The following is a 26,635-nucleotide window of genomic DNA, read 5'->3' on the forward strand; positions in this document are numbered from 1 at the left end:
GTAATTTAATGAGTGCAAAAGAATCGGTCGCTATTGGCCAGTTGTTGGGACTGTTGGAATCCCGCTACGCAATCCGTGTTTTGTGGGCCTTGCGTGACGGACATGCACAAACCTTCCGCCTCCTCCAGGACAGCGTGGGCGGCATCACCCCCAACACCCTCAACACCCGTATCAAGGAACTGCGCGAAGCCGGCCTGCTGACCCACGGTGGCGAAGGTTATGCAGTGACTGCAGCAGGTGCTGACCTGCTCAAACGACTCGGTGACCTACAGGCATTTGCTAGCAAATGGGCTGCCAGCCAGTCCAAGAAGACCAAGTAATTTCCCTCGCTGGAGCACAAGGCTCCACGGCAAAACAAAGACAGGCTGGACCTGTCTTTTTTGTCTGCGGCATAATTTCGGGTTTTCCGGTTGTAGCGCAATACCAACGTGCGCAAGCAGCTACTAATTTCATAGCAAAAAGGCCTCATATGACAACCACTCCCAGCGGACTGCAGTACGAAGACACTTTGGAAGGCTCCGGCCCCGTGGCCACCAAGGGCCAAAGCGTCACCGTGCACTACACCGGATGGCTCTACAACGATGGCGTGCAAGGCGCCAAGTTCGACTCCAGCAAGGACCGCAATGATCCGTTCGTGTTCAGCCTGGGCGCTGGCATGGTGATCCGCGGCTGGGACGAAGGCGTGGCTGGCATGAAAGTGGGCGGCGCGCGCACCCTGATCATTCCCGCCGCCCTAGGCTACGGCTCACGTGGCGCAGGCGGCGTGATCCCGCCCAATGCCACCCTGAAATTTGACGTGGAACTGCTGGGCGTTTCGGGCTAAACCCCGCTTGCCCCCTTGACTTGGTGTTTCTGGCCCCCATCTGCGGTGCCAGAAACCGCAACTTCTCATTTTTTCCATGTCTGACAACCACTCCACTCCCCCCTCCTCTGCCGCGGCCGCCAGCTACCAAAGCACCGAAGATTTGGCCGCATCCCAGAGCCAGCACGAAATCGATCCGCTGGTCCACGCCCAGGCCGAACTGGCCACCTTGCAAGCCAAGAGCAGCGAATTGGCAGACCAGTATCTGCGCGCCAAGGCCGAGGCTGAAAACGCCCGCCGCCGCGCCGACGATGAAATTTCCAAGGCCCGCAAGTTCGCGCTGGAAAGCTTCGCCGAAAGCCTGCTGCCCGTGGCTGACAGCCTGGAAGCCGGCCTGGTGATCAAGGACGCCACCGTCGAGCAAATCCGCGAAGGTGCCCAAGCCACCCTGCGCCAACTGGTCGCTGCGCTGGAACGCAACAAAGTGGTCGCCATCAACCCGGCCGCTGGCACCAAGTTCGACCCGCACCAGCACCAGGCGATCAGCGTGGTGCCTTCCGAGCAGGAAGCCAACACGGTGGTCAGCGTGTTGCAAAAGGGCTATTCCATCGCGGAGCGCGTGTTGCGCCCTGCGCTGGTCACCGTTTCCGCCCCCAAATAACCGGCAAACCAATACCAATTGGGCGATTTGGGCCTGAATTGACCCCAATCGCCCCGTGGGCTCTTGAAACTGTCTCAGCAGCCCACACGTTCATCACATCTGAATTTCAATAACTTTGCGGGACAGGCTTTTAGCGCCGTCCCCAACTGACCAAAAGCAGGAGTAAATCATGGGAAGAATCATCGGCATTGACTTGGGCACCACCAACAGTTGCGTGGCCATCATGGAGGGCAACACCCCCAAAGTCATCGAAAACGCGGAAGGCGCACGCACCACCCCGTCCATCATCGCCTACCAGGAAGATGGCGAAGTGCTGGTTGGCGCATCCGCCAAGCGTCAGTCGGTGACCAACCCCAAAAACACCCTGTACGCGGTGAAGCGCCTGATCGGTCGCAAGTTCTCTGAAAAAGAAGTGCAAAAGGACATCGACCTGATGCCTTACACCATTGCCGCCGCCGACAACGGCGACGCCTGGGTGGAAGTGCGCGGCAACCGCATGGCGCCACAACAGGTTAGCGCCGATATTCTGCGCAAGATGAAGAAGACGGCGGAAGACTACCTCGGCGAAGAAGTGACGGACGCCGTGATCACGGTTCCCGCCTACTTCAACGATGCCCAACGCCAAGCCACCAAGGACGCTGGCCGTATCGCCGGTCTGGACGTCAAGCGCATCATCAACGAACCCACCGCGGCCGCGCTGGCTTTCGGTCTGGACAAGAACGAAAAGGGCGACCGCAAGATCGCCGTGTACGACTTGGGTGGCGGCACGTTTGACGTGTCCATCATCGAAATCGCCGATGTCGATGGCGAGAAGCAATTCGAAGTGCTGTCCACCAACGGCGACACCTTCCTGGGCGGCGAAGACTTTGACCAACGCGTCATCGACTTCATCATCTCCGAGTTCAAGAAAGAGCAAGGCGTAGACCTGTCCAAGGACGTGTTGGCCCTGCAACGTCTGAAAGAAGCCGCTGAAAAGGCCAAGATCGAACTGTCCTCCAGCGCGCAGACCGATATCAACCTGCCCTACGTGACAGCCGATGCCTCTGGTCCCAAGCACCTGAACATCAAGCTCACCCGCGCCAAGCTGGAAAGCCTGGTCGAAGAACTGATCGAACGCACGATTGCCCCTTGCCGCATCGCCATGAAGGATGCTGGCGTCAGCGCCTCCGACATCCATGATGTGATCCTGGTCGGCGGCATGACCCGTATGCCCAAGGTGCAAGAGAAGGTCAAGGAACTGTTCGGCAAGGAACCCCGCAAGGACGTGAACCCTGACGAAGCCGTCGCCGTGGGCGCCGCGATCCAGGGCCAGGTACTGGCCGGTGACCGCAAGGACGTGCTGCTGCTGGACGTGACCCCTCTGTCCCTGGGTATCGAAACCCTGGGTGGTGTCATGACCAAGATGATCACCAAGAACACGACCATCCCGACCAAGTTTGCACAGACGTTCTCGACTGCGGACGACAACCAGCCTGCCGTGACCATCAAGGTATTCCAGGGCGAGCGCGAAATCGCCGCCGTGAACAAGATGCTGGGCGAGTTCAACCTCGAAGGTATCCCACCCGCAGCACGTGGCACGCCGCAAATTGAAGTGTCGTTTGACATTGACGCCAACGGCATCCTGCACGTCGGCGCCAAGGACAAGGGCACCGGCAAGGAAAACAAGATCACCATCAAGGCCAACTCCGGTCTGTCGGAAGCAGAAATCCAGCAAATGGTGAAAGACGCCGAGCTGAACGCTGCCGACGACAAGAAAAAACTGGAACTGGTACAAGCCAAGAACCAGGCCGATGCCGCGGTGCACAGTGTCAAGAAGAGCCTGACCGAGTACGGCGACAAGCTGGATGCAGGCGAGAAAGACAAGATCGAAGCCGCCATCAAGGACCTGGAAGACGCACTCAAGAGCGACGACAAGGCCGCCATTGAAACCAAGAACGAAGCGCTGATGACCGCCAGCCAGAAGCTGGGCGAGAAGATGTACGCCGACGAACAGGCCAAGCAGGCTGCTGCAGGCCAGGCCCCCGAAGCCGAAGCGACCAGCCAGGCCGGTGGCGATGCACAAGCAGCCCGCCCCCACGATGACAACGTGGTCGACGCAGAAGTCAAGGAAGTCAAGAAGGGCTAAACACGAAAGGTCATCGGCAGCGGTGACCGATCACACGCGCGCCGCGTTGGACGCCCACTTGGCGCCTAACGCGGCTTTTGTGTTGTAACCAGGCGCAGAGAGAACATGGCCAAACGAGACTATTACGAAATCCTGGGCGTTGCCAAAAACGCGTCCGAGGAAGATATCAAAAAGGCCTATCGCAAGTTGGCGATGAAGCACCACCCGGACCGCAACCAGGGTGATGCGTCCAAGGCCGCAGAAGAGAAATTCAAGGAAGGCAAAGAAGCCTACGAAATGCTGTCGGACGCGCAAAAGCGCGCCGCCTACGACCAATACGGCCACGCCGGTGTGGACCCGAACCGCGGCGGTGGCCCGGGCGCAGAAGGTTTTGGCGGATTCGCCGAGGCCTTTGGCGACATTTTTGGCGACATGTTTGGCCAGCAGCGCGGACGCGCTGGTGCGGGTGGCCGTCAGGTTTACCGCGGCTCCGACCTGAGCTACGCCATGGAGATCACGCTGGAAGAAGCGGCACATGGCAAAGACGCCCAGATCCGCATCCCAAGCTGGGATTCCTGCGATACCTGCAAGGGCAGCGGCGCCAAGCCCGGCACCCAGGTCAAGACCTGCGGCACCTGCAATGGCGCAGGCCAGGTCCAGATGCGCCAGGGCTTTTTCAGCGTGCAACAAACCTGCCCCACCTGCCGCGGTGCCGGCAAGGTCATCCCTGAACCCTGCGTGGCCTGCAGCGGCCAAGGCAAGATCAAGCGCCAGAAAACGCTGGAAGTCAAAATCCCCGCCGGTATCGACGGTGGCATGCGTATCCGCAGCGCTGGCAATGGTGAGCCCGGCACCAATGGTGGCCCGGCTGGCGATTTGTATATCGAGATCCGTCTCAAGAAACACGATATCTTCGAGCGCGATGGCGATGACTTGCATTGCTCGGTGCCCATCAGCATGGTGAGTGCCGCGCTGGGCGGCGAGATCGACGTGCCCACGCTGGCCGGCAAAGCGGCCATCGACATTCCTGAAGGCACACAAAACGGCAAACAGTTCCGCCTGCGCGGCAAAGGCATCAAGGGCGTGCGCTCCAGCTACCCTGGCGACCTGTACTGCCACATCGCCGTGGAGACGCCGGTCAAGCTCAGCGAACACCAGCGCCGCCTGCTCAAGGAACTGGACGAGTCATTCAAGAAGGGCGGCAGCAAACATTCACCTTCGGGTGACAGCTGGACCGACCGGTTGAAGAACCTGTTTAGCTGACGCGCACAGCACTCTCTCCGCACCGATGCCGCCCGGTCCGCAAGGATCTGGCGGCATCGGTGTTTCTGGCCCTTGCCCCGCGAAAACCCCTAGTGCGATGTCCCTGCCGGGCAGCAGAAACCAGAGGATGGAACCCTATACTTTGTGGCATTACCATCAGGAGATTCGCATGACCCGATTCACCCGCCTGGCCAGCGCCACGCTGGCTTTGTTCGCACTGCAAGCCTACGCGCTGACACCGTCCGAACAAATCATGGAGCAATTCATCGATGCCAAGGACGGCAGCGTCATCACGCTTCCCGAAGGCCGGTTTGAATTCACCCAGACCCTGTCGATTTCGGCCAACAACGTGACCATCAAAGGCGCAGGCGCTGACAAGACCATCCTGTCCTTCAAGGGCCAGAACACCGGCAACGGCATTGATGCCACCGGCAAGAAGCTCACGTTCGAAGGCTTCGCCATCATCGACTCCAAGGCCGACGGACTCAAGATCCAGAACTGCGAAGACCTGCTGATCCGCAGCCTGTCGGTGGACTGGACGGGTCCGCCCAAGGAAACCAATGGCGGCTACGGCGTGTACCCCGTGGCCTGCAAACGCATCCTGGTGGAAAAGTCCTACATTCGCGGGGCTTCGGACTCGGGCCTGTACGTCGGCCAGTCGGAAGATGTGGTGCTGCGCAACAACCGCATCACTGAAAACGTGGCTGGCATCGAGATTGAGAACTGCCTGCGCGCCGACGTGTACGACAACGAGGCCTATGGCAACACCGGCGGCATTCTGGTGTTCTCCATGCCCGACCTGCCGGTGATCCAGAATGGCGTGGGAACGCGCATTTTCCGCAACAAGATTACCGGCAACAACACCGCCAATTTTGCGCCCAAGGGCAATATCGTGGGCCTGGTGCCTGCCGGTACCGGCGTCATGATTCTGGCCAACCGCGACGTGGAAATTTTCAACAATACGATTGAAGACAACCAGACCGCCAGCGTCATCGTGACCAGCTTCTATGCCTCCGAGCGCCCCATCAAGGACCCCACCTATGAAGCCCAGGCACGCAACACCTTCATCCATGACAACGTGATGCGCAATTCCGGCGCCAAGCCGTCCGGCATGATCAACGAAATCAAGGATGGCGCAGGTTGGGCCGGCGTCAAGCTCGACCCCATGCCCCAGGTGCTGCACGACGGCATCAAGGCCGGCAAGATCAAGGACATCGCCGAACTCAAGCTGTGCATGAAGAACAACACGATTGAGTCCCCCGCCGTGGCTTTTGCAAACCTGGATCTGGAAAACGCCGGTCTGTTCAAGGCGCTGTTCCGCTTCTGGAAACCTCGCGCTTATGCCGCTGTGCCCGCCGAACACGACTGCAGCCTGCCGCCGCTGCCTGCTGTCACAGCGGTTGTCGCTGCGAAATAATCCAAACTGCCAAGGCCCATTGATTCCATGCAAGTATTGAAGACATGGACCAGCGCCTTGGCGCTGGTCTGGGCCGGGGCCTGCCTGGCCGCCAGCCCATTGCCGGACCAGCTCGACGCGTATGGCGTGCTCAAAAGCGATGGCAAGACACTCACGCTGTCGGGTAACACCATGGTCTATGGGCTGGCCTCGCCGCTGTTCACGGATTACGCCCTCAAGTTCCGCACCATCACCCTGCCCGCAGGCGCCAAGCTGGGCTACAAGGCCGATGCTGTGGTGGACCTGCCCATCGGCACCATCATCAGCAAGACCTTCTATTACGCCAAAGATCCCAAGACCCCAGGCGGTTGGCTCAAAAGCCCGGCACGCCTGACCGGTGAGTCGATTGACCTCTCCGCCTACCAACTGGTGGAGACCCGCATCCTCAAACGCGACACCGACGGTAGCTGGCAGGCCAATACCTACATCTGGAACGACACCCAGACCAGCGCCGCGCTGCGCCGAATTGGCCTCACGGTCAACGGCACGCTGCGCGACCCAGCCACCGGAGAGAGCACACCGCTGCAATACAACGTACCCAATGCCCGCCAGTGCCAGACCTGCCATGCGGTGGACGCCACGGTAGGCCAGGTCGGTATTGAGCCGATTGGCCCCAAGGGCCGCTTCCTGAACCTGGAGTATGGCTACACCGCAGGCAAGCTCAACCAGCTCGTGCGCCTGGGCCAAATTGGCACCTGGGACAACCTTCCGGCTGACCTGGCCGCTTTGCCCCGCAATGTGGCCTACGCCGACGCACAAACCGGAACGCTCGAAGCCCGCGCCCGCGCCTATGCCGAAATCAACTGCGCACACTGCCATAACAAACTGGGTGATGCGCGCCAGTCGGGCTTGTTCCTGACGCTGGACGCTACCGGCAGCCATCTGGGCGTGTGCAAGCAGCATGCAGCCGCCGGTTCAGGTGGCGCCAACCTGACCTTTGACATCGTGCCCGGCAAGCCCGACAAGTCCCTGCTGGTCACCCGCATGGAAGCCACCACCGGCCAGGCCATGATGCCGCGCATGGGCCGCAGCCTGGTGGACAAGGAAGGCGTGCAACTGCTGCGCCAATGGGTTACTGCCATGAACGGCAACTGTGATGTGAGGTAGTAGAGGCGACGCTCAACGAGTACCACCGTTCGGACTGAGCTTGTCGAAGTCCTCAACAATTGCTTGGTTTGCAAGCGCTGCGTTTTGCCCTTCGTCAAGCTCAGGACAGGCCAGACTCAACGCGAACGGATTTCTTCAGCAGAGCCATAAAGCATATGAAAGCTGACAAGGCAAAATAGCGCCATGTGCCCTGCTCCCGCATCTTCTGCCACTTTTCCTGCGAAATTTCTCACCGCAGCTTTTTACAAGTTTGTCGAGCTGCCTGACTATCAGGCGCGCAAGCCCGCCCTGCTGGCATTTTGTGAGGCACACCACGTCAAGGGCATGATCCTGTTGGCCCAGGAAGGCATCAACAGCACGATTGCCGGCGCCCCCGACGACGTACACGCCGTGCTCGCCTATCTGCGCAGCGATCCGCTTCTGGCTGACTTGCAGCACAAGGAATCCTGGTCCGACAAGGCGCCCTTCTACCGCATGAAGGTACGGCTCAAAAAAGAGATCGTCACCCTCAATGTGCCCGGTATCAGCCCCACACACATGGCCGGCACCTACGTGAAACCAGCCGACTGGAATGCCCTGATCAGTGACCCGGATGTCGTGGTGGTGGACACACGCAATGACTACGAGGTGGAGATCGGGACATTCAAAGGCGCAGTCGATCCGCGCATCAAGAGTTTTTCCGAGTTGCCAGAATGGGTCGCCCACTACGGGCCACTGCATGCGGGCGCCGACCCACAGAAAAAACCCAAGGTCGCCATGTTCTGCACCGGCGGCATACGCTGCGAAAAATCCACCGCCTATATGCGTGCGCAAGGGTATGAAGAGGTCTACCACCTGGAAGGCGGCATCCTCAAATACCTGGAAACCGTGCCACCGGAAAACAGCCTGTGGCAAGGCGAATGTTTTGTGTTCGACGAACGCGTCTCCGTGGGCCATGGCCTGGTGCCGGGCCACCACGGCCTGTGCCGCGCCTGCCGCCAGCCGCTGGAAGACGGTGCCACGGATTCCCCCCTGTTTGAGGCCGGTGTGAGCTGCCCACGCTGCCACGCGCACACCAGTGAGACACAAAAGAACAGCGCCCGCGAACGCCAGCGCCAATGGGAACTGGCCAAGGAGCGCGCGCAAGTGCACATTGGCGCCACACTGCCCAAACCCATACCCCATGATGCCGACAAAGCACAACCCCGTTCGGGCTGAGCCTGTCGAAGCCCCTGCGTCAAGCTCAGGACAGGCTCTTCATCAAGCGCAGGGCGAACGGGGGCTGTATCCCATCCTCTATTCCTTCCGCCGTTGCCCGTATGCCATGCGCGCCCGCTTGGCACTCGCCGCCAGTGGCCAGGTGTGTGTGCTGCGCGAGATCGCTCTGGCACGCAAGCCCGCCGAGATGCTGGCAGCATCCCCCAAAGGCACCGTACCAGTACTGGTGCTGGCCGATGGCACGGTCATCGAGCAGAGCCTGGACATCATGCGGTGGGCACTGCACCGACACGATCCGCACGCCTGGCTCCCCGAAGGCGAAGGCACCCTCGCGGAGGCTCTGCAATGGATTGCCACCTGCGACGGCCCCTTCAAAGTAAACCTGGACCGTTACAAATACCCGAGCCGCTACGCACTGGAAAACGGTGCAGCAGACCGTGATCAGGGGGCTGCCTTCCTCGCTCAACTGGAGTCCAAGTTGGCAATCCAGCCCTTTCTGACAGGAACACATTTCGGTTTCACAGATGCTGCCATCGCGCCCTTTGTGCGCCAGTTCGCGCACACGGATACCGGCTGGTTTGCTGCTCAGCCCTGGCCCGCCCTGCAAGACTGGTTACAGGCATTCGAGGCATCGCCGCTTTTTGCGGCAGTCATGCACAAACAACCCGAATGGGTGGCAGGCAATCCCGACGGCCTGTTTGCGCCGCAAATTCGCAGCCTGCCGCTGCAAACGTTGTAAGAACGCATCCAGTTACAAGTTGTCACTATTAATCTGCAGCAGTTACACACTGCAGCACCCGCCTGGCCACCCGAGTCACCGGTGTGTAGCACGGGCTGTGCGATCATCAAAGCCTGCCTTTCCGTTGGACACCATACCGCTGTCAGTGAACGCTGATCAAGCGGTTTTCATAATATTTTGATGAACGCCATACCGTCACCTGCTGAACCGCTGTCCGGCCCCCAGTCGCGCGCGCTGGCGCAGCGTCTGGTGCGGGCGATGGTGGGCAAGACGCTGACCTTTTTTGCCGACCACCAGGTAGCGTTTCTCAAGCAAGTCCGCGCGCAATTGCTGGACCGGGCCGACGGCAAGCCCTCCCTGTTGCAGGGCCAGCACCTGCGCTCTGCAGCTGTGCTGCTGGACCGGCAGGCCGATGCGTTTCTGCGCGGCTTTGGCCAAACCCTGCAGCAGTGCGTGAACGAAGAGGTGCGAGCCGCCTTTCCGCAACTGGAGAACCTCTCCGCCCAGACCACCGCCAAGAGCGATGACCTGGACGGTTTGACCCTGAGCCTGATCGATGTAGACGAGGTGCACCGCATCCTGCTGTTGGACCGCATCTCCCAGCCCTTCAACGCGGTGTACGAGGCCAGCCTCACGCCGCTGTCGCAGCGCCTGTCCGTGTTATTTGCGGCAGACAGCGCATCGCTGTCCAGCAACCCTTTTCGCCCGGCCATTTTTCTCAAGGCCTTCATGAACGCCTGGGTCGAAGGCAAGTTCGACGAAGAGGCCACCGAAGACCTGATGCAAACGCTGGTGCCCGAGCACAGCATTGACCTGGCCCCCTTGTACAAAGACCTGCTGGCTGTGCTGGCGATGGCGGGCGTGCAAGCCCGCACCGAGCAGCACCGCATCCGTAAAGCGCCCAACTCTTCCATGGCCCCGCTTTCCAGCAAGCCGGCGCCCCTGGAAAGCCAGCCCGCCCCTCTGTCGCGCAACGACTCGGGCTATGCATCCCTGCAGTCACAGGCACCGCAATCCGCTTGGGGCGGCCTGGCACCTGTGGGCCGCACCATCGCCGCGCAGGTTGCCACACAGGCACGCGCCTTCCTGCAGCGACTGGGCGTAGGCATTGGCGGCAGCTCTGCCAACGCATCCCGCGCCATGCCTTTGGGCGACGACGCGGGTTACGCACCAGACGCACAGCCCGCTGCCGTGCAACAGGCAGCCGACCCGGTCTTCCTGAACTACCTGCAAAACATCCAGGACGGCACTGACGCGTCGTCCGCCTACCAGTTCTCGGACGACGAGAACATCCACAACCACAACGTGTTGCGCCAGATGCGCGACCGCGAAGAGGTGCGCAACGCACCCGAGCTAGACCGTGGCACGGTGGACGCGCTGGCTGAAGTATTCGACTACGTGTTTGCCGATTTGGCCATTCCGCTGCAGATGAAGATGGTGATTGGCCGCCTGCAGATCCCGGTGCTCAAGGCGGCCATGATCGACCGCGACTTCTTTTTGTCGGGTGACCATCCGGCGCGCAAGTTGGTCGACACACTGGCCTCGGCGTCCGTCGCCTGGGCCCCGGAAAAAGGCGAGAACGACCCGCTCTACGTGCGTATTGAACACACGGTGCAGCGCGTCCTCAAGGAGTTTGAAGACGACCTGGACCTGTTCAGCAACCTGCTGGTGGAGTTCAGCGAGTTCCTGTTCGAGACCGAGCAGCAGGTCGAGCGGCAGATCGAGCCCGTCGCCACACAGGAGCGCAATGTCGAGTCGCTGGCCGATGCCCGCGCCCAGGCCGACGAGGCCATCCACGCACGCATCAGCGCTCTGCCAGCCGGTTTGACGCTGGCACCATTTCTCACGCCCTTCCTGACCACACAATGGCGCGAGGTAGTCGCCCTGGCCCTGCTGCGCAAAGACACCGAGCACGGCGCGGGGGACGCTGCGCTCAAAACCATGGACGCGCTGATCTGGAGCACCCAGCCCAAAACCACGGCCGAAGACCGCCGCCAACTGGTGGACGTGTTGCCGGAGATGATCCGCAACCTGAACGCCGGGCTGGACGACATGGCCTGGGACGGCGACCCGCGCGCCAAGTTCACACGCCGACTGATCAACACCCACATGCTGGCCATCCGCATGAAGGCCCCGGCGCCCCAGGACAGCCAGGCCGCTTCACTGGAAGAAGCCGAGAGCAAACAGGCCATCACCGCGCTGGACGAACGCCGTGCCAGCAAGCTGGCCTTCGGCATCGATGCCTTTGACGAAGCTGCCCACCAGTTGGCGCGTGGGCTCTGGTTTGAGATCAGCGAAGCACCCGCTGCCGCCTACCGCTGCAAGCTCAGTTGGGTCAGCCCCATGCGCACCCGTTTCCTGTTTACCAACCGTGAAGGGCACGACGCCTTTGTGCGCTCCGAACGCGAAGTGGCCGCCATGCTGCGCATGGGCACGCTGCAGCAACTGGACCAGGCGCCCATCATCTCGCGCGCGCTGGACAAACTCATGGCCGACAGCGAAGGGCAGAACCAGCTCGCCGCCTGACACCTCCCCCGAGGCAAATTGCTATTATTTCAATAGCTGTTTGCGCACACCCCATAAGGGCTGGAGGCCTAAAAGACTTAAATTCCCGGGCTACCAGCGTTCCATGTAGGGGCGCAGGTCCAGCTCAAACGTCCACGCGTCGCGCGGCTGGTTGTGCAAATACCAGTAGTTCTCCGCAATGTGCTCGGGGTTCAGGATGCCGTCCTGGTCCTTGAGTGCGTAACGCTCGGGGAACGAGGTGCGGATGAAATCAGTGTCGATGGCACCGTCCACCACTACGTGCGCCACGTGGATGTTCTTCGGCCCCAGCTCGCGCGCCATGCTTTGCGCCAGCGCACGCAGCGCATGTTTGGCACCGGCAAAGGCCGCAAAGTGGGATGCACCGCGCAGTGCCGCTGTCGCGCCGGTGAACAGAATCGTGCCGCGCTCCCGCTTCACCATGCGCCGGGCCGCCTGCTGCGCGTTCAGGAAACCGCTCAAGCAAGCCATCTCCCAGATCTTGAAGTACTTGCGCGCCGTCTCGTCAAGGATGCTGCAGGGCACGTTGGCGCCGATGTTGAACACCAGCACCTCGATGGGGCCATGCTCGGCTTCGATCTGCTCGAACAAGGCCGCAACGTCTTCCTCCTTGCGCGCATCGCTGGCGTAGCCAAAGGCCTGACCGCCCTCAGCGCGGATGCTGTCCACCAGCGGTTGCAGCTTGTCGGCCGAGCGGCGCGTCACGCAGGCAATAAAGCCCTCTTTCGCAAAGCGCTTGGCAATCGCGCCACCGGTGGAATCGCCCGCGCCAATAACCAGCGCGACTTTGGGTTGGGATGAAGTGGAAGACATGGATGCTCCTTAAGAAGAGGTGGGCGCACTGGCGCCCTTGCGTTCGGCCTTGTCGATAAAGCGCCGGCTGGCCGCCAGAATTTCCTTGCGCGTGCGCTCGCTCTCCACCGCACGTGCCAGCACCACGGCACCCACACACTGGGCAATCAGCGCCCACGCCGCATCGGCGTCACCGGTGCGCGCGCTCCAGCTCTTTTGCGTGCGCTTGAGAGCAGCCTCCACCGTGCTGCGCACCTCGGGGCCCGCGCGCGCAATCTCTGCACCCAGTACCGGCAGCGCGCAGCCCACATCAGGGTTCATCGCGTGGAAGCTGCTCAGGTAATCGCGCACGCACTTGGCCACATGGTTGTCCGGCGCATCCTTGTCACCCGCCAGCATGCTGCTGCTGTTCTCCATCTCCTCAGCGACCAGCGCCTCAAACAGCGCCTGCTTGGACGGGAAGTGGCTGTAAAACGCCCCACCCGTGAGGCCAATGGACGCCATCAGTGCATCCACGCCGGTGCTGGCAAAGCCGCCCTTCTTCGCAATCGCACGGCTGCTGTCCAGCAGCTTCTGGCGCGTCTCGTTCTTGTGGGTACTGGCGTAGCGCATGCGGGGACTCCGGGATTTCCATATTGACAGGCCAGACTCTATTACATAACGTACGTTTAGTAAACGACCATTTATTGATGGAGACAGACATGGCCAAAACCGCAGAGTTCTTTTTGGATGTAGGCAGCCCCGCCACTTATCTGGCATGGACGCAACTACCAGCCTTGTGCGCGCAGACCGGCGCCACACTGGTCTACAAGCCCATGCTGCTAGGCGGCGTGTTCCAGGCCACCGGCAATGCATCACCCGCCACGGTACCCGCAAAAGGCAGTTACATGACCGACGACCTGGGCCGCTTTGCCAAACGCTACGGCGTGCCGTTTGTGATGAACCCGCACTTCCCCATCAACACACTGCAACTGATGCGCGGTGTCATTGGCATTCAGTTGCGTGAGCCTGCGCGTTTGGATGCGTTTTTGAAATCGGTGTTTGAAGCACTGTGGGTGAAAGCGGCCAACCTGAACGACCCAGCCACTGTGGCAGCCACGCTGGCGGCGGCAGGGTTCGACCCAGCGCAGGTGTTTGCACTGGTGAATGATCCGGAGATCAAGGCCGCGCTGAAGACCAATACCGAAGAGGCCGTGTCACGCGGGGTGTTTGGCGCACCCACAGTGTTTGTGAATGGCACGATGTTTTTTGGGCAGGATCGGCTGGATTTTGTGCGGGAAGCGCTGGCCTAAGTCGCGTGGGCATGGAGTCACCATGCCCACCGTAGCAACTTACGCCAGTTGCAACCGCACCCTTGCCGCCGCGTATTCACGCTTCAGCTGCGCCACATAGTCAGCAGTAGGCTGCACCTTGGTGATGGCGCCGATGCCCTGGCCGCAGCCCCAGATTTCTTTCCAGGCCTTGGCGGAGCTGCCGCCGAAGTTCATCTTGCTCGGGTCGCTCTCGGGCAACGCGGCAGGGTCCAGGCCCGCGGCGCGGATGCTGGGGGCCAGGTAGTTGCCGTGGACGCCGGTGAACAGGTTGCTGTAGACGATCTCGTCGGAGTCGTTGTCCACGATGGCCTGTTTGTAACCGTCCACCGCGCGCGCTTCGTCGGTGGCGATGAAGGCGGAGCCGATGTAGGCGAAGTCGGCGCCCATGGCTTGGGCGGACAGCACAGCGTCACCGGTGGAGATGGCGCCAGACAATGCGACCGGGCCGTCAAACCACTGGCGAATTTCCTGCACCAGCGCAAACGGGCTCTTCACGCCCGCGTGGCCACCTGCACCGGCAGCCACAGCGATCAGGCCGTCGGCGCCCTTCTCGATGGCCTTGTGTGCGTGTTTGTTGTTGATGATGTCGTGCAGCACCACGCCGCCGTAGCTGTGCGCTGCGGCGTTGATCTCTTCACGTGCGCCCAGGCTGGTGATGATGATGGGTACCTTGTACTTCACACACATCGCCATGTCGTGTTCCAGCCGGTCATTGCTCTTGTGCACGATCTGGTTGATCGCAAATGGCGCGGCGGGCTTGTCGGGGTTGGCCTTATTCCAGGCAGCCAAACCTTCGGTGATCTCGATCAGCCACTCTTCCAGTTGCTCGGCCGGGCGCGCATTGAGCGCGGGCATGGAGCCGACCACACCGGCAATGCACTGCGCGATCACCAGCTTGGGGTTGCTGATGATGAACAGCGGTGAGCCGATCACGGGGAAAGGCAGATGGGCGAGTGCGCCGGGGAGTCTGGACATGCTGTCTCCTGTAAAAATTTATAAGAAAAGTGCCTGTAGCCCCCGCACAGATTGCGCGAGCAGCTACTAATTCAATAGCAAATGCGGAATACCGTTCGGGTTGAACCGCCTGTCCTGCAGGGGCTGCGTTTCGACAAGCTCAACGCGAACGGGTGTATTCAGCATTGCCTCAGAACGATTCGAGCGCCAGTGCGGTGACGCACTCCGCGCCTTCCACAATGCTGTCACGCGTGCCGGGGATTTTGGCCAAATGGTGGTCCGCATAAAAACGCGCGGTGGTGATCTTGGCCTGCATAAACGCAGCGTCATTGCCCGCGGCCAATTGCTCTTGTGCCACCAACAGCGAACGCGCCATCTGCCAGCCGGCCATCAGGTTGCCGGTAAGCATCAGGTAGGGCACGCTGCCCGCGAACACAGCGTTCGGGCTGGCCTTGGTGTTGCCGGCAACGAAGTTCACCACGTCAACAAACGCTTCGCGCGCAGCCTTCAGGCGTTTGGCCATGGCCAGCGCGTGGGGCGTGCCGCTCTTGGCCAGCTCTGCTTCGGTGGCTTCGATCTGCGCTGCCAGCGCCTTGCCGGTTGCGCCACCGTCGCGCGAGGTCTTGCGACCGACCAGGTCGTTGGCCTGGATGGCGGTGGTGCCTTCGTAGATGGTCAGAATCTTGGCGTCGCGGTAGTACTGGGCCACACCGGTTTCCTCGATAAAGCCCATACCGCCATGCACCTGCACCGCGAGCGAGGTGACTTCCAGGCTCATCTCGGTGCTGTAGCCCTTGACCAGTGGCACCATGAATTCGTAGAAGGTCTGGTTGTCTTTGCGCACCTGCGCATCGGGGTGGTGGTGCGCGGCGTCATAGGCGCTGGCGGCCACACTGGCCAAGGCACGGCAGCCTTCGATGTAGGAACGCATGGTCATCAGCATGCGTTTGACATCGGGGTGGTGGATGATGGGCGCGCTCGCCGCAATCGATCCGTCCACCGGGCGGCTCTGGACACGGTCCTTGGAGAACTGCACGGCCTTTTGGTACGCGCGCTCGGCAATCGCAATACCCTGCACGCCCACGCCGTAACGCGCGGCGTTCATCATGATGAACATGTACTCCAGGCCTCGGTTTTCCTGGCCCACGAGGTAACCAATCGCGCCACCGTGGTCGCCGTACTGCAGCACCGCGGTCGGGCTGGCCTTGATGCCCATCTTGTGTTCGATGGAGACGCAGTGCACATCGTTGCGGGCGCCCAAGCTTCCATCCTTGTTGACCATGAACTTGGGGACCACAAACAGGCTGATGCCCTTCACGCCTTCGGGCGCGCCCTGCACGCGGGCCAGCACCAGATGGACGATGTTCTCGGCCATGTCGTGCTCACCCCAGGTGATGAAAATCTTGGTGCCAAACACCTTGTAGGTGCCGTCGGGCAGTGGCTCGGCGCGGCTGCGCACCATGGCCAGATCGCTGCCCGCCTGTGGCTCCGTCAGGTTCATCGTGCCGGTCCACTTGCCGCTGACCAGGTTTTCGAGGTACGTGGCCTTGAGTTCGTCGGAGCCTGCGGTCAGCAGCGCTTCAATCGCGCCATCGCTCAACAGCGGGCACAGCGCAAAGCTCAGGTTGGCGGAGTTTTGCATTTCGCCGCAGACCGAACCAATGGTCTTGGGCAAGCCCTGGCCGCCAAAGTCCACCGGGTGCTGCAGGCCTTGCCAACCGCCTTCGGTGAACAACTTGAATGCCTCTTTGAAGCCCTTGGTGGCCGTGACCACACCGTCTTTCCAACTGGAGGGGTTGATGTCACCTTCGCGGTTCAGTGGGTCGAGTACGCCTTCGTTGAACTTGGCCGCCTCTTCCAGCACCGCCTGCGCCGTGTCCAGACCGGCGTCTTCAAAACCGGGGATCTTGGCGATTTCTGCGATGTTGGCCAGGTGTTCGATGTTGAACAACATGTCCTTGACGGGGGCTTTGTAACTCATGGGTAACTCCTAGAAAGACAAAAAAAGGGCACCATCAGTTGGTGCCCCCACGCTCCACCGCTGCGCGGCTCGCTGCCCCCCAAGGGGGCGAATTCCGCTTGGGGCGGCCCGGCGCGGAATTGTGTCCCTTATCGATGGCGGCTTAGAGTGCCGCAACCAGTTCGGGCACAGCCACAAACAAGTCGGCCACCAGGCCGTAGTCAGCCACCGAGAAGATCGGTGCTTCTTCGTCCTTGTTGATCGCCACGATGACCTTGCTGTCCTTCATGCCGGCCAAATGCTGGATGGCGCCGCTGATACCAGCGGCAATGTACAGCTGGGGCGCAACGATCTTGCCGGTCTGGCCCACTTGCCAGTCGTTGGGCGCGTAACCCGCGTCGACCGCAGCGCGCGATGCGCCTAGGGCCGCACCGAGCTTGTCGGCCAGCGGGGTCATGACTTCCATGAACTTCTCGCTGGAACCCAGGGCACGGCCACCGGACACGATGATCTTGGCAGCAGTCAGTTCGGGGCGGTCGTTCTTGGCGATTTCGGACCCCAGGAAAGTGACCTTGGCGTTGGCAGCCACAGCCGTACCGGTTTCCACTGCAGCAGAACCACCCGTGGCAGCCGCGGGATCGAAGCCCGTGGTACGCACGGTCAACACCTTCACGGCGTCGGTCGCTTGCACGGTGGCAATCGCGTTACCGGCGTAGATGGGGCGCTCAAACGTGTCGCTGCTGATGACCTTGGTCACGTCGGACAGTTGGCCCACGTCCAGCTTGGCGGCCACGCGCGGCGCAATGTTCTTGCCAGAGGCGGTAGCGGGGAAAACCAGGTGGCTGTAGGCCGAGGCGATGGCCAGCACTTGGGCTGCCACGTTTTCTGCCAGACCATGGGCCAGACCCGCGTCTTCCACGTGGATGACTTTGGACACGCCCGCGATTTGTGCGGCAGCGGCTGCCGCAGCACCCGCGTTGTGGCCAGCGACCAGCACGTGCACATCAACACCGGCTTGTGCGGCAGCGGTCACGGTGTTGAGGGTAGCACCCTTGATGGATGCGTTATCGTGTTCGGCAATTACCAGTGCAGTCATTTAGATCACCTTCGCTTCGGTCTTGAGTTTGGCGACCAGCGTGGCCACATCGGGCACCTTGATACCGGCGCTGCGTTTTGGAGGCTCAGACACCTTGAGTGTCTTGATGCGTGGAGCGACATCGACGCCGAGGTCTTCGGGCTTGAAGATGTCGAGCTGCTTCTTCTTCGCCTTCATGATGTTGGGCAAGGTCACGTAGCGTGGCTCGTTCAGACGCAGATCGGTCGTGATGATGGCGGGCAATGTCACCGACAAAGTTTCCAGGCCACCGTCCACTTCGCGTGTCACATGGGCTTTGCCGTCAGCGACTTCCACCTTGGAAGCGAACGTGGCTTGCGGCAGATCGCTCAGCGCAGCCAGCATCTGGCCGGTCTGGTTGCAATCGTCGTCAATGGCTTGTTTGCCCAGGATCACCAGGCCGGGTTGTTCCTTGTCGAACAGCGCCTTGAGCAGCTTGGCCACAGCCAGGGGTTGCAGTTCTTCGGTGGTCTCGACCAGGATGGCGCGGTCGGCGCCGATGGCCATCGCGGTACGCAGGGTTTCCTGGCACTGGGCCACGCCGCAGGAGACGGCAATCACTTCGGTGACCACGCCCTTTTCCTTCAAACGCACGGCTTCTTCCACCGCGATTTCGTCAAAGGGATTCATGCTCATTTTGACGTTGGCGATATCTACACCCGTGCCGTCCGACTTGACTCGAACCTTCACGTTGTAGTCCACCACACGTTTCACGGGTACCAGGACTTTCATTGCTGCCGCTCCAAGAGTAATAAATGGGGTCTGTCTACTTGACGTACACGTCAACTCGCCGATTCTATGCCGCGATGCCCGCCCCCACCGGTTCCCGGCGGGACAGTTCCATCAAGTTCAAAAAAGAACGACCGTGCTTTTTTATGATTATAACTGCAAGAAAACACCACATTCACGTCTACGCAAGCAGATCTGTGGTTCCTTCAGCGCGTCATTGCGGGCGTGGCAGATGGGCCAGTAGCCACTGCTCCACCGCAGCTGGTTCATTCACCGTGCGCAGCGCCTGGTAGGCCACTTCGGCCTGCGGGTAACTGCGCCGTAAAAAGTTCAACCACTGCTTCAGCCGCCCAGCCTGCTGGCGCTTCTCCAGCCCGGTGCATACCAAGTGCCAAAAATCGTGCAGCAGTGGCACCAAGGTCTGCCATGTCACCGCCTCGTCCTGAACGCCCGTTGCAGCCCCGCGGATGGCAAGCGCCAGCCCCGGGTCGGTCACCATGCCGCGGCCCACCATCAGGTCGTCGCAACCGGACAGGGCGCGGCAACGCTGTGCGTCCTGCACGTTCCAGATTTCGCCATTGGCCACCACCGGAATACGCACTGCTGCGCGGATGTCGGCAATCCGTTCCCAGTACGCAGGCGGACGGTAGGCATCGGCCTTGGTGCGGGCATGCACGACCAACTCGTCCGCCCCGCCCTCGGCAATGGCCAGTGCACATTCCACGGCCCGACTGTCGTCGTTAAACCCCAGGCGCATCTTGGCCGAGACCGGCATGTGGGCGGGCACGGCACGGCGCACGGCACTCACGATGTCGGTCAACAACTCCGGCACTTCGAGCAACGCGGCCCCACCACCGTGGCGGTTCACCACCTTGGCCGGGCAGCCAAAGTTGAGGTCGATGCCGTCCGACCCCAGTGCCGCCAGCTTGGCAGCGTTCTCAGCCAAACACGTGGGATCGGAGCCCAGCAATTGCGCCCGCACCGGTGTGCCGGCAAAAGTGCGACCGCCATTCAGCAACTCGGGCACGATGCGAATAAAAGCGCGGTCAGGCAGCAGTGTGTTGGTCACGCGAATAAATTCGGAAACACAACGGTCTATCCCGCCCACACGCGTGAGGATGTCGCGCAGCACAAAGTCCAGCAGGCCCTCCATGGGCGCGAGAAGAATGGCCATAAATCGCAGCTTTAACGCTGGTGCACAACCCGCTGCGGGTAGGGGATGTCGATCTGGTGCTGGCGCAGCGCCGCCAGAATGGCCAGATTCACCTCCGAGCGCAGATTGCCCTGCCCTTTTTCGGGGTCCACGATCCAGTAGCCCACGGTGAACTCCAGCCCGTCTGCACCAAAGTTCGAGAGTGCGACGGAAGGTGCAGGGGTACGCAGCACGCGCTCTTGATCGAGTGCCGCCTGCAACAAGAGACGCATGACCAGTTCAACGTCGCTGTCATACCCTACCGACACCACGGTGCTCTGGGAGATTTTGGAGTCGGCCAGAGACAGGTTTTCTACCCGGTTGGTGATCAGCATTTCGTTGGGAACAATGGACTCGCGCCCGGTCACTGAGCGCACCACGGTGTAGCGGGCATTGATCTCCGTAATCACACCTTCAAAGTTGTCGACGCGCACGTTGTCACCGATACGCATGCTGCGCTCGGCCAGGATGACAAAACCACTGACGTAATTGGCAGCAAGCTTCTGCAGACCAAAGCCGATACCGACCCCCACGGCACCGCCCAGCACCGACAAGGCTGTCAGGTCAATCCCCACCGCGGAGAGCGCCAGCATCAGGCCGACAAACATCAGCAGCGCACGCGTCGCATTGCTCACGGCCTTGCGCAGGGACAACTCGCCTCCGGTGGCCGAACGCAACAACCGCGTCTCCAGTGCCGCAGAAATCCACAGCGTGAGAATCAGCACGGCAGCCGCCGTGAGCAGGCCTTCAATCAGGTTGCGCACCGACAGCGTGGTGCCGCCCACCTTCCAGGTCACCAGATCCAGTTCATTGAGGATGACTGGCAACAGGCCACTGACCCACAGCACCATGGCCAGCCAGGCCACCCAGGAGATGCTGGTTTCCATGAGTCGCACCCAGGGCGCTTCGTTAAAAGCCACCTGCAACACCTTGACCCCGACGCGGATGACCACCAGGGCCACCAGCACGGGAATGGCGATCTGGAACACCGCCACATGCAGGCGGCTCTCCAGCAGCGCGCGCGCCACATAACCCAGACACAACAACAGCAACGGAAACAGCACACCATCCACATTGCGCTTGCCAAACAGGATGGAACGTTCGTCCTTGAGCGTCAAGGCACGACGCGCCACCGCGACCAGTCCCAAGGCCAGAGCCACACAGGCCGCAAGAACCAGCAGCTCTATCAATACCGTGGGCTGGGTGAAGGCGGATAACCAGCCCTCGAAATCGTCAATCGGTTGGGATCCAATACGTTGTTGCGGGCTTGCCATCAGAGTTCTGCCAATACGCGCACATGCGCTTCCACACTGCGGGCCAGTGCATCCAGGTTGTAGCCGCCCTCCAGACAGGACACGATGCGCCCTTGGGAGTGGCGGCGGGCTACGTCTTTGATTTGCTGGGTGATCCAGGCGTAATCGCTCTCCACCAGCCCCATCTGGCCCAGGTCATCTTCGCGGTGGGCGTCAAAACCGGCACTCACAAAAATCATTTCCGGACGGTAGGCCTCCAGGCGCGGCATCCAGTGGGTGCTGACCAGCTCGCGGATGGCGGCGCCCTTGGTATAGGCCGGTACCGGCACGTTCACCAGATTGCTGGCCCGCGAATGGGAGCCGCCTTCGGGGTAAAACGGGTGCTGAAAAAAGCTGACCATCAGGATGCGCTGGTCACCGGCCACGATGTCTTCCGTGCCATTGCCATGGTGCACATCGAAGTCGACAATCGCCACGCGCTTGAGGCCGTGGCGCTCCAGCGCATAACGCGCCGCAATCGCCACGTTGTTGAAAAAACAAAACCCCATGGCCTTGTCGCGGCAAGCATGGTGCCCCGGTGGTCGCACGGCACAAAAAGCGTTTTCCAACTCACCCGCCATCACCGCATCGGTGGCAGCCAGCGCTGCGCCCGCAGAACGCAGAGCGGCGTCCCACGTGTGCACATTGATACAGGTGTCCGGGTCTATCTGGGCGTGTTGCGGGCCACCTGCGGCGATGTCTTCGCGCAAGCTGTCTGTCAGACCCCGCAGCGAGGCCACATGCATGCGGCCGTGGGCCAGTTCCAGGTCGGCAATGGGCGCGGGTGGCGCCTCGCGGCGATCCAGGGCATCGCCTACACCACTGATGAGCAAACGGTCATCAATGGCGTCCAAACGCTGGGGGCATTCGGGATGCCCATCGCCCATATCGTGCTTGCGGCAATCGCTGTGGCTAAAGTATCCGGTCTTGTTCACCAATACGCTCTTGATTCTGTATTTTCGGTTAACGTCATGCCATGGATGCACAACACAAGCTTAAATCAATCACAGACCAGCTTAACACGGTGATCGTCGGCAAGCCGGCCCAGATTCAGGACTGCGTGGCCTGCCTGCTGGCCGGCGGCCACCTGCTGATTGACGACGTGCCGGGTGTGGGGAAAACCACGCTGGCCCACGCCTTGGCCCGCACGTTTGGTCTGCAGTTCTCGCGCGTGCAGTTCACCTCGGATCTGATGCCCAGCGATCTTTCGGGCGTGTCCATTTACGAGCGTGGCAAAGAGGCCTTTGTGTTCCACCCCGGCCCCATCTTTGCCCAGGTCCTGCTGGCCGACGAAATCAACCGCGCCAGCCCCAAAACCCAAAGCGCCTTGCTGGAAGCCATGGAAGAAAAGCAGGTCACGGTGGAGGGCGAAACCCGCGCCCTGCCCCAGCCCTTTTTTGTGATTGCCACGCAAAACCCGCTGGACCAGATTGGCACCTACGCGCTGCCCGAATCGCAGTTGGACCGTTTTCTGATGCGCATCTCGCTGGGCTACCCTGACCGCGCCGCCGAGCGCGCACTGCTGTCGGGTGAAGACCGTCGCGACGTGGTGGACAAGCTGCCCAGCCTGCTGACGCTGGACGAACTGCACACCTTGCAGCGCCTGGTACTCGCCGTGCACACGGCCGACCCGTTGCTGAACTACGTGCAGGACCTGATTGCCGCCACGCGTTCGGGCCAGTGGTTCATGCAGGGGCTGTCGCCCCGTGCCGGCATTGCCGTCATCCGCGCGGCCAAGGCGCAGGCGCTGTTGAGCGGGCGCGACTATGTGGCCCCTGACGATGTACAGGCCATCTTGCCGCAGGCCGTAGCGCACCGCATGGTCCCCGTGGGTAACTCGGGTCGTGGTGCGGAGGAACAGGTGCGCGCCATGCTGGCCGCTGTGCCTTTGCCATGAATACCGCGACCGTTCGCCCTGCGCCTGTCGAAGGGTTTGCACTGCATCAGGCTTCGGCAGACTCAGCGCGAACGGACAAAGAGGCGGGGCAAACCACAAGGGCTTGGCTTCACCCCATAAGGTATGTGCGCGGGCGCATCCAGCGCTTCTGGAACAGCCGGTTAACACCGCGCGACAGCACCACCCTGACCCAGCGCAACGTCTACATCCTTCCCACACGGCCGGGCTGGATGATGGCGCTGACACTGTTGGTGCTGCTGGTGGCCAGCATCAACTACCAGCTCAACCTGGGCTATGTGCTGACCTTTTTGCTGACCGGCAGCGCCGTGATCGGCATGCACGTGTGCCACGGCACGCTGCGCGGCATTACTATGAATTTGGTAGCGCCTGACGCACAGTTCGTGGGCTCTAGCGTGCCGATTTCCATTAATTTGGTGAGCGACCGCAAGTCCATCCGTTATGGCATTGGCCTGGCCGTCTGGGGTAATGAACACTGGAGCTGGACCGACGTGCCCGCTCAGGGTAGTGCCAAGGTGCACGTCAGTTTTACGCCCACACACCGCGGCCTGCACCCTTTGCCCACACTGACCGCCGAAACCCGCTTTCCGCTGGGCACCTTCCGTGTCTGGACCGTATGGCGCCCCGCCGCCCAGGCACTGGTCTACCCGGCGCCCGAGGCACACCCGCCGCCCTTGCCGCCCGGTGAACCCCGAGCGGGTGGCGCCAGCACCGTACAGCGGCATGACACCGGCGAGTTTGACGGTGTGCGTGCCTACCGGCGCGGTGACCCGCTCAAGCTGGTGGTCTGGAAAAAAGTCGCCAAGGCCGATGAACTGGTCAGCCGCGACGCACAGCAGGTACAGCGCCTGGAACTGTGGCTGGACCTGAACCACACCGGCCTGGCCGGTGGCACACAAGCCTCACTGGAAGCGCGCCTGTCCCGCCTGTGCGCCTGGGTGCTGCTGGCCGAGAAGCAGGGCCTGCGCTACGGAATGCGTCTGGGTGGGCGGGACATCGCGCCCGACAGCGGTGAGGCGCACAAGAGAAACTGCCTGCAAGCCTTGGCCATTTACTAGACACCTTTTATGAGCACCCTATTTCTACTGAACGCGGAAGTACGCTTCGCGCAGGAGCGGCTGGCCGTGTTGACACCGCGTGACAGGCAGGGCCTGGCAGGTCGCATCGGCGTGGTTCAAACCGATGGCAACGTCGTGAGCAAACCGACGGTCTATTTTCCTGCCGACGGTAACAAGCCGGAGTTGCGCCTGTTCCGCGTAGATCCCCGCCAACTGGAGCTGGTGAATAACCCGCCGGTCAGCCAAAGCGCGGACACCGCACCCCGCCTTGACGATCCCTCCCCGGCCCCTGACGGCACCCCTGCGGCGGATGGCGGTGACAATCTTTCCCAAAGCGACCTGGACAACTTTTTTGACTAAACGCCTGCTGGCAGCATTCCCATGTTCAGCCGATTGACCTCCCTGCCCCGCGAAGCACGCGATACCCTGTTTTTGCTGGGTGTGATTGCGTGGACCATTGCGCCGCAGGTGGGCAACCTGCCGCTGTGGTGCAGTGCCATGGCCGCAGGCATCTTGCTGTGGCGTGGCTGGATTGCGGTGCGCAACCAGCCCCTGCCGTCGCGCTGGTGGCTGATGGTCCTGCTGGTGCTGGCCACGGCGGGCACCGCCTTCACCTACAAGACCATTATGGGGCGTGACGCGGGTGTGACGTTCATCGTCGTACTGCTGGCACTCAAGACGCTGGAGATGCGCGCACGGCGCGATGCGTTTGTGATCTTCTTTCTCGGTTTTTTCACGCTGCTCTCCAACTTCTTTTTCTCGCAAAGCCTGCTGACCGCCGCATGTATGTTGGTGGCGCTGCTGGGCCTGCTCACCGCGCTGGTCAATGCGCACATGCCCGTCGGTCGGCCGCCCTTGATGCAAGCCGCCAAAACAGCCGGCTGGATGGCGCTGCTGGGGGCACCCATCATGGCAGTGCTGTTTGTGTTGTTCCCGCGCATTGCGCCGCTGTGGGGCCTGCCGGGCGACGCCATGAGTGGGCGCAGCGGCCTGTCCGCCAGCATGCAGGTGGGCACCATTGCCAGCCTGGCGCTGGACGACAGCATTGCCATGCGCGTACGTTTTGACGGACCGCCGCCCCTGCAACCCGACCTGTATTTCCGCGGCCCCGTGCTCTCCAGTTTTGACGGGCGCGAGTGGCGCCCGCTACGCTCCAACCTGCCTGCGCGCTACCAGTTGCAGCCTGAGGTGCAGGTGCTGGGCGCCCCCGTGAAATACCAGGTCACCCTGGCCGCCAACAACCGCCCCTGGCTGCTGGTGCTGGACGCCACGCCCACCAAACCCGAGGTCGTGGGCTACACCCCCACCATGACGCCAGACCTGCAATGGTTGTCCGACCGTCCCATCGCCGACCTGGTGCGTTACAGCGCCACCAGCTACCCGCAATTCCGCCACGGCCCCCAACGGCTCGCGGTGGGCCTGCAGGACTATCTGGACTTGCCAGCGGGCTTCAACCCGCGCACCAAGCAACTGGCAACGGACATGCGCAGTTCCCCCGCGCTGGCGCGCGCCGACACACCGGCCCTGGTCAATGCTGTGATGGAACGCCTGCGCACCGGTGGTTACGAATACACGCTGGAGCCGGGTGTTTATGGCACCCACACGGCTGACGAATTCTGGTTTGACCGCAAGCTGGGTTTTTGCGAACACATTGCCTCCAGCTTTGTGCTTTTGATGCGCGCCCTGGACGTGCCCGCACGCATCGTCACCGGTTACCAGGGCGGCCAGGTCAACAGCGTGGACGGTTTCTGGACCGTGCGCCAGAGTGACGCCCATGCCTGGGCCGAGGTCTGGGTAGCGGGCCAGGGCTGGGTGCGGGTGGACCCGACCTCGGCCGTGTCCCCTGCGCGCACCGGATCATTCACCCGGCTGCAGGCACCGCAAAACGTATTCACCCAGGCGCTCAACACCGTGAGCCCGGGCTTTGCCATCAACCTGCGCGCCATGTGGGAGGCCGCCAACAACCGCTGGAACCAGTGGGTGCTGAATTACTCGCAAGCCAAACAGCTGGACCTGCTGCGCAACCTGGGTTTTGAGACACCCAGCTGGGAAGACCTGAGTTATGTGTTGATCGCCATCATCGTGGCAGTGAGCCTGCTGGCCGCCGCGTGGACGCTGTGGGAGCGCCACCGCCAGGACCCCTGGCTGCGCCTGTTGCACCAGGCCGCTGCGCGGCTGCACCAGGCGGGTCTGGCCGTCACGCCCAACACCCCGCCGCGCCAGATGGCGGCGTTGTTGCAGGCACAGGCCGATACCGACAACGCGGGTACAGCGGAAGTACATAGGTGGTTGTTGCAGCTCGAAGCCTGGCGCTACAGCGCCGCGCCGCACGCCACACTGGGTACACTGCAGCGCGAATTCCGGCGGTTGCGCTGGCCCGAACGTCTGTCTGCTTCCTAAGCTATTCCGTGAATCCTTTTGCCTCTTTTTTTGCTACTTTTTT

The 26,635-nt window shown here is 61.6% G+C and carries 24 protein-coding genes; 15 read left to right on the forward strand and 9 right to left on the reverse strand.

Annotation, left to right across the window (positions count from 1 at the left end):
* The first annotated feature begins 8 nt into the window (after positions 1-8).
* The 10 genes from RS694_RS12900 (at position 9) to RS694_RS12945 (ending at position 11,855) form a co-directional block, all read left to right on the forward strand.
* Positions 9-320: a winged helix-turn-helix transcriptional regulator gene (locus RS694_RS12900; protein WP_029707257.1), complete on the forward strand. Its 312-nt coding sequence runs from the start codon at positions 9-11 to the stop codon at positions 318-320.
* 149 nt (positions 321-469) lie between these two features.
* Complete coding sequence (locus RS694_RS12905) at positions 470-823, forward strand: FKBP-type peptidyl-prolyl cis-trans isomerase (protein WP_029707256.1); 354 nt, start codon at positions 470-472, stop codon at positions 821-823.
* A gap of 76 nt (positions 824-899) precedes the next feature.
* Positions 900-1,463: a nucleotide exchange factor GrpE gene (gene grpE / locus RS694_RS12910; protein WP_029707255.1), complete on the forward strand. Its 564-nt coding sequence runs from the start codon at positions 900-902 to the stop codon at positions 1,461-1,463.
* A 169-nt stretch (positions 1,464-1,632) separates the two neighbouring features.
* Positions 1,633-3,588 carry a molecular chaperone DnaK gene (gene dnaK / locus RS694_RS12915; protein WP_029707254.1) on the forward strand — a complete coding sequence of 652 codons (1,956 nt, stop codon included), beginning with the start codon at positions 1,633-1,635 and terminating at the stop codon, positions 3,586-3,588.
* Between the two features lie 105 nt (positions 3,589-3,693).
* Entirely contained in the window at positions 3,694-4,830 is a 1,137-nt protein-coding gene (dnaJ, locus tag RS694_RS12920) for a molecular chaperone DnaJ (RefSeq protein ID WP_029707253.1), read from the forward strand.
* A gap of 169 nt (positions 4,831-4,999) precedes the next feature.
* Positions 5,000-6,247 carry a parallel beta-helix domain-containing protein gene (locus RS694_RS12925; RefSeq protein ID WP_051391838.1) on the forward strand — a complete coding sequence of 416 codons (1,248 nt, stop codon included), beginning with the start codon at positions 5,000-5,002 and terminating at the stop codon, positions 6,245-6,247.
* 27 nt (positions 6,248-6,274) lie between these two features.
* Positions 6,275-7,393: an SO2930 family diheme c-type cytochrome gene (locus RS694_RS12930; protein ID WP_037247119.1), complete on the forward strand. Its 1,119-nt coding sequence runs from the start codon at positions 6,275-6,277 to the stop codon at positions 7,391-7,393.
* Positions 7,394-7,576: 183 nt separating this feature from the next.
* The gene (gene trhO, locus RS694_RS12935; RefSeq protein ID WP_051391837.1) at positions 7,577-8,590 is read left to right on the forward strand and encodes an oxygen-dependent tRNA uridine(34) hydroxylase TrhO; all 1,014 of its coding nucleotides are present in this window, start codon (positions 7,577-7,579) and stop codon (positions 8,588-8,590) included.
* Positions 8,591-8,696: 106 nt separating this feature from the next.
* Positions 8,697-9,329, forward strand: a complete 633-nt coding sequence (locus RS694_RS12940; protein WP_051391836.1) for a glutathione S-transferase — start codon at positions 8,697-8,699, stop codon at positions 9,327-9,329.
* A 180-nt stretch (positions 9,330-9,509) separates the two neighbouring features.
* Entirely contained in the window at positions 9,510-11,855 is a 2,346-nt protein-coding gene (locus RS694_RS12945; RefSeq protein WP_029707248.1) for a DUF1631 family protein, read from the forward strand.
* A gap of 90 nt (positions 11,856-11,945) precedes the next feature.
* Here RS694_RS12945 and RS694_RS12950 read toward each other — a convergent pair whose 3' ends face one another.
* Both RS694_RS12950 and RS694_RS12955 read right to left on the reverse strand, forming a co-directional pair.
* Positions 11,946-12,686: an SDR family oxidoreductase gene (locus RS694_RS12950; RefSeq protein ID WP_029707247.1), complete on the reverse strand. Its 741-nt coding sequence runs from the start codon at positions 12,684-12,686 to the stop codon at positions 11,946-11,948.
* A gap of 9 nt (positions 12,687-12,695) precedes the next feature.
* Entirely contained in the window at positions 12,696-13,277 is a 582-nt protein-coding gene (locus RS694_RS12955) for a TetR/AcrR family transcriptional regulator (protein WP_029707246.1), read from the reverse strand.
* 89 nt (positions 13,278-13,366) lie between these two features.
* Here RS694_RS12955 and RS694_RS12960 point away from each other — a divergent pair, with 89 nt between their 5' ends.
* On the forward strand, positions 13,367-13,957 hold the full coding sequence (locus tag RS694_RS12960; protein WP_029707245.1) for a 2-hydroxychromene-2-carboxylate isomerase: 591 nt from the start codon (positions 13,367-13,369) through the stop codon (positions 13,955-13,957).
* A gap of 39 nt (positions 13,958-13,996) precedes the next feature.
* Here the strand turns inward: RS694_RS12960 and RS694_RS12965 are convergent, their stop codons facing one another.
* The 7 genes from RS694_RS12965 to RS694_RS12995 all read right to left on the reverse strand — a co-directional run bounded on the left by RS694_RS12965 (position 13,997) and on the right by RS694_RS12995 (position 22,154).
* On the reverse strand, positions 13,997-14,953 hold the full coding sequence (locus tag RS694_RS12965) for an NAD(P)H-dependent flavin oxidoreductase (RefSeq protein WP_029707244.1): 957 nt from the start codon (positions 14,951-14,953) through the stop codon (positions 13,997-13,999).
* A 169-nt stretch (positions 14,954-15,122) separates the two neighbouring features.
* Positions 15,123-16,913 (reverse strand): acyl-CoA dehydrogenase, encoded by a 1,791-nt coding sequence (locus tag RS694_RS12970; RefSeq protein WP_029707243.1) that lies wholly within the window; start codon positions 16,911-16,913, stop codon positions 15,123-15,125.
* A 142-nt stretch (positions 16,914-17,055) separates the two neighbouring features.
* A complete protein-coding gene (locus RS694_RS12975) occupies positions 17,056-17,988 on the reverse strand; it encodes an electron transfer flavoprotein subunit alpha/FixB family protein (RefSeq protein WP_029707242.1) in 933 nt (310 codons plus the stop codon).
* On the reverse strand, positions 17,989-18,738 hold the full coding sequence (locus RS694_RS12980; protein WP_029707241.1) for an electron transfer flavoprotein subunit beta/FixA family protein: 750 nt from the start codon (positions 18,736-18,738) through the stop codon (positions 17,989-17,991).
* 211 nt (positions 18,739-18,949) lie between these two features.
* Complete coding sequence (locus tag RS694_RS12985) at positions 18,950-19,909, reverse strand: tRNA dihydrouridine synthase (RefSeq protein WP_029707240.1); 960 nt, start codon at positions 19,907-19,909, stop codon at positions 18,950-18,952.
* An 11-nt stretch (positions 19,910-19,920) separates the two neighbouring features.
* Positions 19,921-21,201: a mechanosensitive ion channel family protein gene (locus RS694_RS12990; protein ID WP_051391835.1), complete on the reverse strand. Its 1,281-nt coding sequence runs from the start codon at positions 21,199-21,201 to the stop codon at positions 19,921-19,923.
* The gene (locus RS694_RS12995) at positions 21,201-22,154 is read right to left on the reverse strand and encodes a histone deacetylase family protein (protein WP_029707238.1); all 954 of its coding nucleotides are present in this window, start codon (positions 22,152-22,154) and stop codon (positions 21,201-21,203) included. Before RS694_RS12995 ends, RS694_RS12990 begins: the two co-directional genes overlap by 1 nt.
* 41 nt (positions 22,155-22,195) lie before the next feature.
* Between RS694_RS12995 and RS694_RS13000 the strand changes: the two genes are divergently transcribed.
* The 4 genes from RS694_RS13000 to RS694_RS13015 are packed head-to-tail and all read left to right on the forward strand — an operon-like array spanning position 22,196 to position 26,592.
* Entirely contained in the window at positions 22,196-23,116 is a 921-nt protein-coding gene (locus RS694_RS13000) for an AAA family ATPase (protein WP_029707237.1), read from the forward strand.
* Positions 23,113-24,192, forward strand: a complete 1,080-nt coding sequence (locus RS694_RS13005) for a DUF58 domain-containing protein (protein WP_051391834.1) — start codon at positions 23,113-23,115, stop codon at positions 24,190-24,192. The genes RS694_RS13000 and RS694_RS13005 overlap by 4 nt, the downstream gene beginning before the upstream one ends.
* Before the next feature lie 9 nt (positions 24,193-24,201).
* Positions 24,202-24,552: a hypothetical protein gene (locus tag RS694_RS13010; RefSeq protein WP_029707235.1), complete on the forward strand. Its 351-nt coding sequence runs from the start codon at positions 24,202-24,204 to the stop codon at positions 24,550-24,552.
* A gap of 21 nt (positions 24,553-24,573) precedes the next feature.
* A complete protein-coding gene (locus RS694_RS13015) occupies positions 24,574-26,592 on the forward strand; it encodes a transglutaminase TgpA family protein (protein WP_029707234.1) in 2,019 nt (672 codons plus the stop codon).
* Positions 26,593-26,635: the final 43 nt, after the last annotated feature.

It is taken from the genome of Rhodoferax saidenbachensis, assembly GCF_001955715.1.
Taxonomy (GTDB): domain Bacteria; phylum Pseudomonadota; class Gammaproteobacteria; order Burkholderiales; family Burkholderiaceae_C; genus Allorhodoferax; species Allorhodoferax saidenbachensis.

Excerpts from the sequence above, each read along its gene's own strand:
- RS694_RS12900 (WP_029707257.1), top strand. The coding sequence starts at position 9 with ATGAGTGCAAAAGAATCGGTCGCTATTGGCCAGTTGTTGGGACTGTTG.
- RS694_RS12905 (WP_029707256.1), top strand. The coding sequence starts at position 470 with ATGACAACCACTCCCAGCGGACTGCAGTACGAAGACACTTTGGAAGGC.
- grpE (WP_029707255.1), top strand. The coding sequence starts at position 900 with ATGTCTGACAACCACTCCACTCCCCCCTCCTCTGCCGCGGCCGCCAGC.
- dnaK (WP_029707254.1), top strand. The coding sequence starts at position 1,633 with ATGGGAAGAATCATCGGCATTGACTTGGGCACCACCAACAGTTGCGTG.
- dnaJ (WP_029707253.1), top strand. The coding sequence starts at position 3,694 with ATGGCCAAACGAGACTATTACGAAATCCTGGGCGTTGCCAAAAACGCG.
- RS694_RS12925 (WP_051391838.1), top strand. The coding sequence starts at position 5,000 with ATGACCCGATTCACCCGCCTGGCCAGCGCCACGCTGGCTTTGTTCGCA.
- RS694_RS12930 (WP_037247119.1), top strand. The coding sequence starts at position 6,275 with ATGCAAGTATTGAAGACATGGACCAGCGCCTTGGCGCTGGTCTGGGCC.
- trhO (WP_051391837.1), top strand. The coding sequence starts at position 7,577 with ATGTGCCCTGCTCCCGCATCTTCTGCCACTTTTCCTGCGAAATTTCTC.
- RS694_RS12940 (WP_051391836.1), top strand. The coding sequence starts at position 8,697 with ATGCGCGCCCGCTTGGCACTCGCCGCCAGTGGCCAGGTGTGTGTGCTG.
- RS694_RS12945 (WP_029707248.1), top strand. The coding sequence starts at position 9,510 with ATGAACGCCATACCGTCACCTGCTGAACCGCTGTCCGGCCCCCAGTCG.
- RS694_RS12950 (WP_029707247.1), bottom strand. The coding sequence starts at position 12,686 with ATGTCTTCCACTTCATCCCAACCCAAAGTCGCGCTGGTTATTGGCGCG.
- RS694_RS12955 (WP_029707246.1), bottom strand. The coding sequence starts at position 13,277 with ATGCGCTACGCCAGTACCCACAAGAACGAGACGCGCCAGAAGCTGCTG.
- RS694_RS12960 (WP_029707245.1), top strand. The coding sequence starts at position 13,367 with ATGGCCAAAACCGCAGAGTTCTTTTTGGATGTAGGCAGCCCCGCCACT.
- RS694_RS12965 (WP_029707244.1), bottom strand. The coding sequence starts at position 14,953 with ATGTCCAGACTCCCCGGCGCACTCGCCCATCTGCCTTTCCCCGTGATC.
- RS694_RS12970 (WP_029707243.1), bottom strand. The coding sequence starts at position 16,913 with ATGAGTTACAAAGCCCCCGTCAAGGACATGTTGTTCAACATCGAACAC.
- RS694_RS12975 (WP_029707242.1), bottom strand. The coding sequence starts at position 17,988 with ATGACTGCACTGGTAATTGCCGAACACGATAACGCATCCATCAAGGGT.
- RS694_RS12980 (WP_029707241.1), bottom strand. The coding sequence starts at position 18,738 with ATGAAAGTCCTGGTACCCGTGAAACGTGTGGTGGACTACAACGTGAAG.
- RS694_RS12985 (WP_029707240.1), bottom strand. The coding sequence starts at position 19,909 with ATGGCCATTCTTCTCGCGCCCATGGAGGGCCTGCTGGACTTTGTGCTG.
- RS694_RS12990 (WP_051391835.1), bottom strand. The coding sequence starts at position 21,201 with ATGGCAAGCCCGCAACAACGTATTGGATCCCAACCGATTGACGATTTC.
- RS694_RS13000 (WP_029707237.1), top strand. The coding sequence starts at position 22,196 with ATGGATGCACAACACAAGCTTAAATCAATCACAGACCAGCTTAACACG.
- RS694_RS13005 (WP_051391834.1), top strand. The coding sequence starts at position 23,113 with ATGAATACCGCGACCGTTCGCCCTGCGCCTGTCGAAGGGTTTGCACTG.
- RS694_RS13010 (WP_029707235.1), top strand. The coding sequence starts at position 24,202 with ATGAGCACCCTATTTCTACTGAACGCGGAAGTACGCTTCGCGCAGGAG.
- RS694_RS13015 (WP_029707234.1), top strand. The coding sequence starts at position 24,574 with ATGTTCAGCCGATTGACCTCCCTGCCCCGCGAAGCACGCGATACCCTG.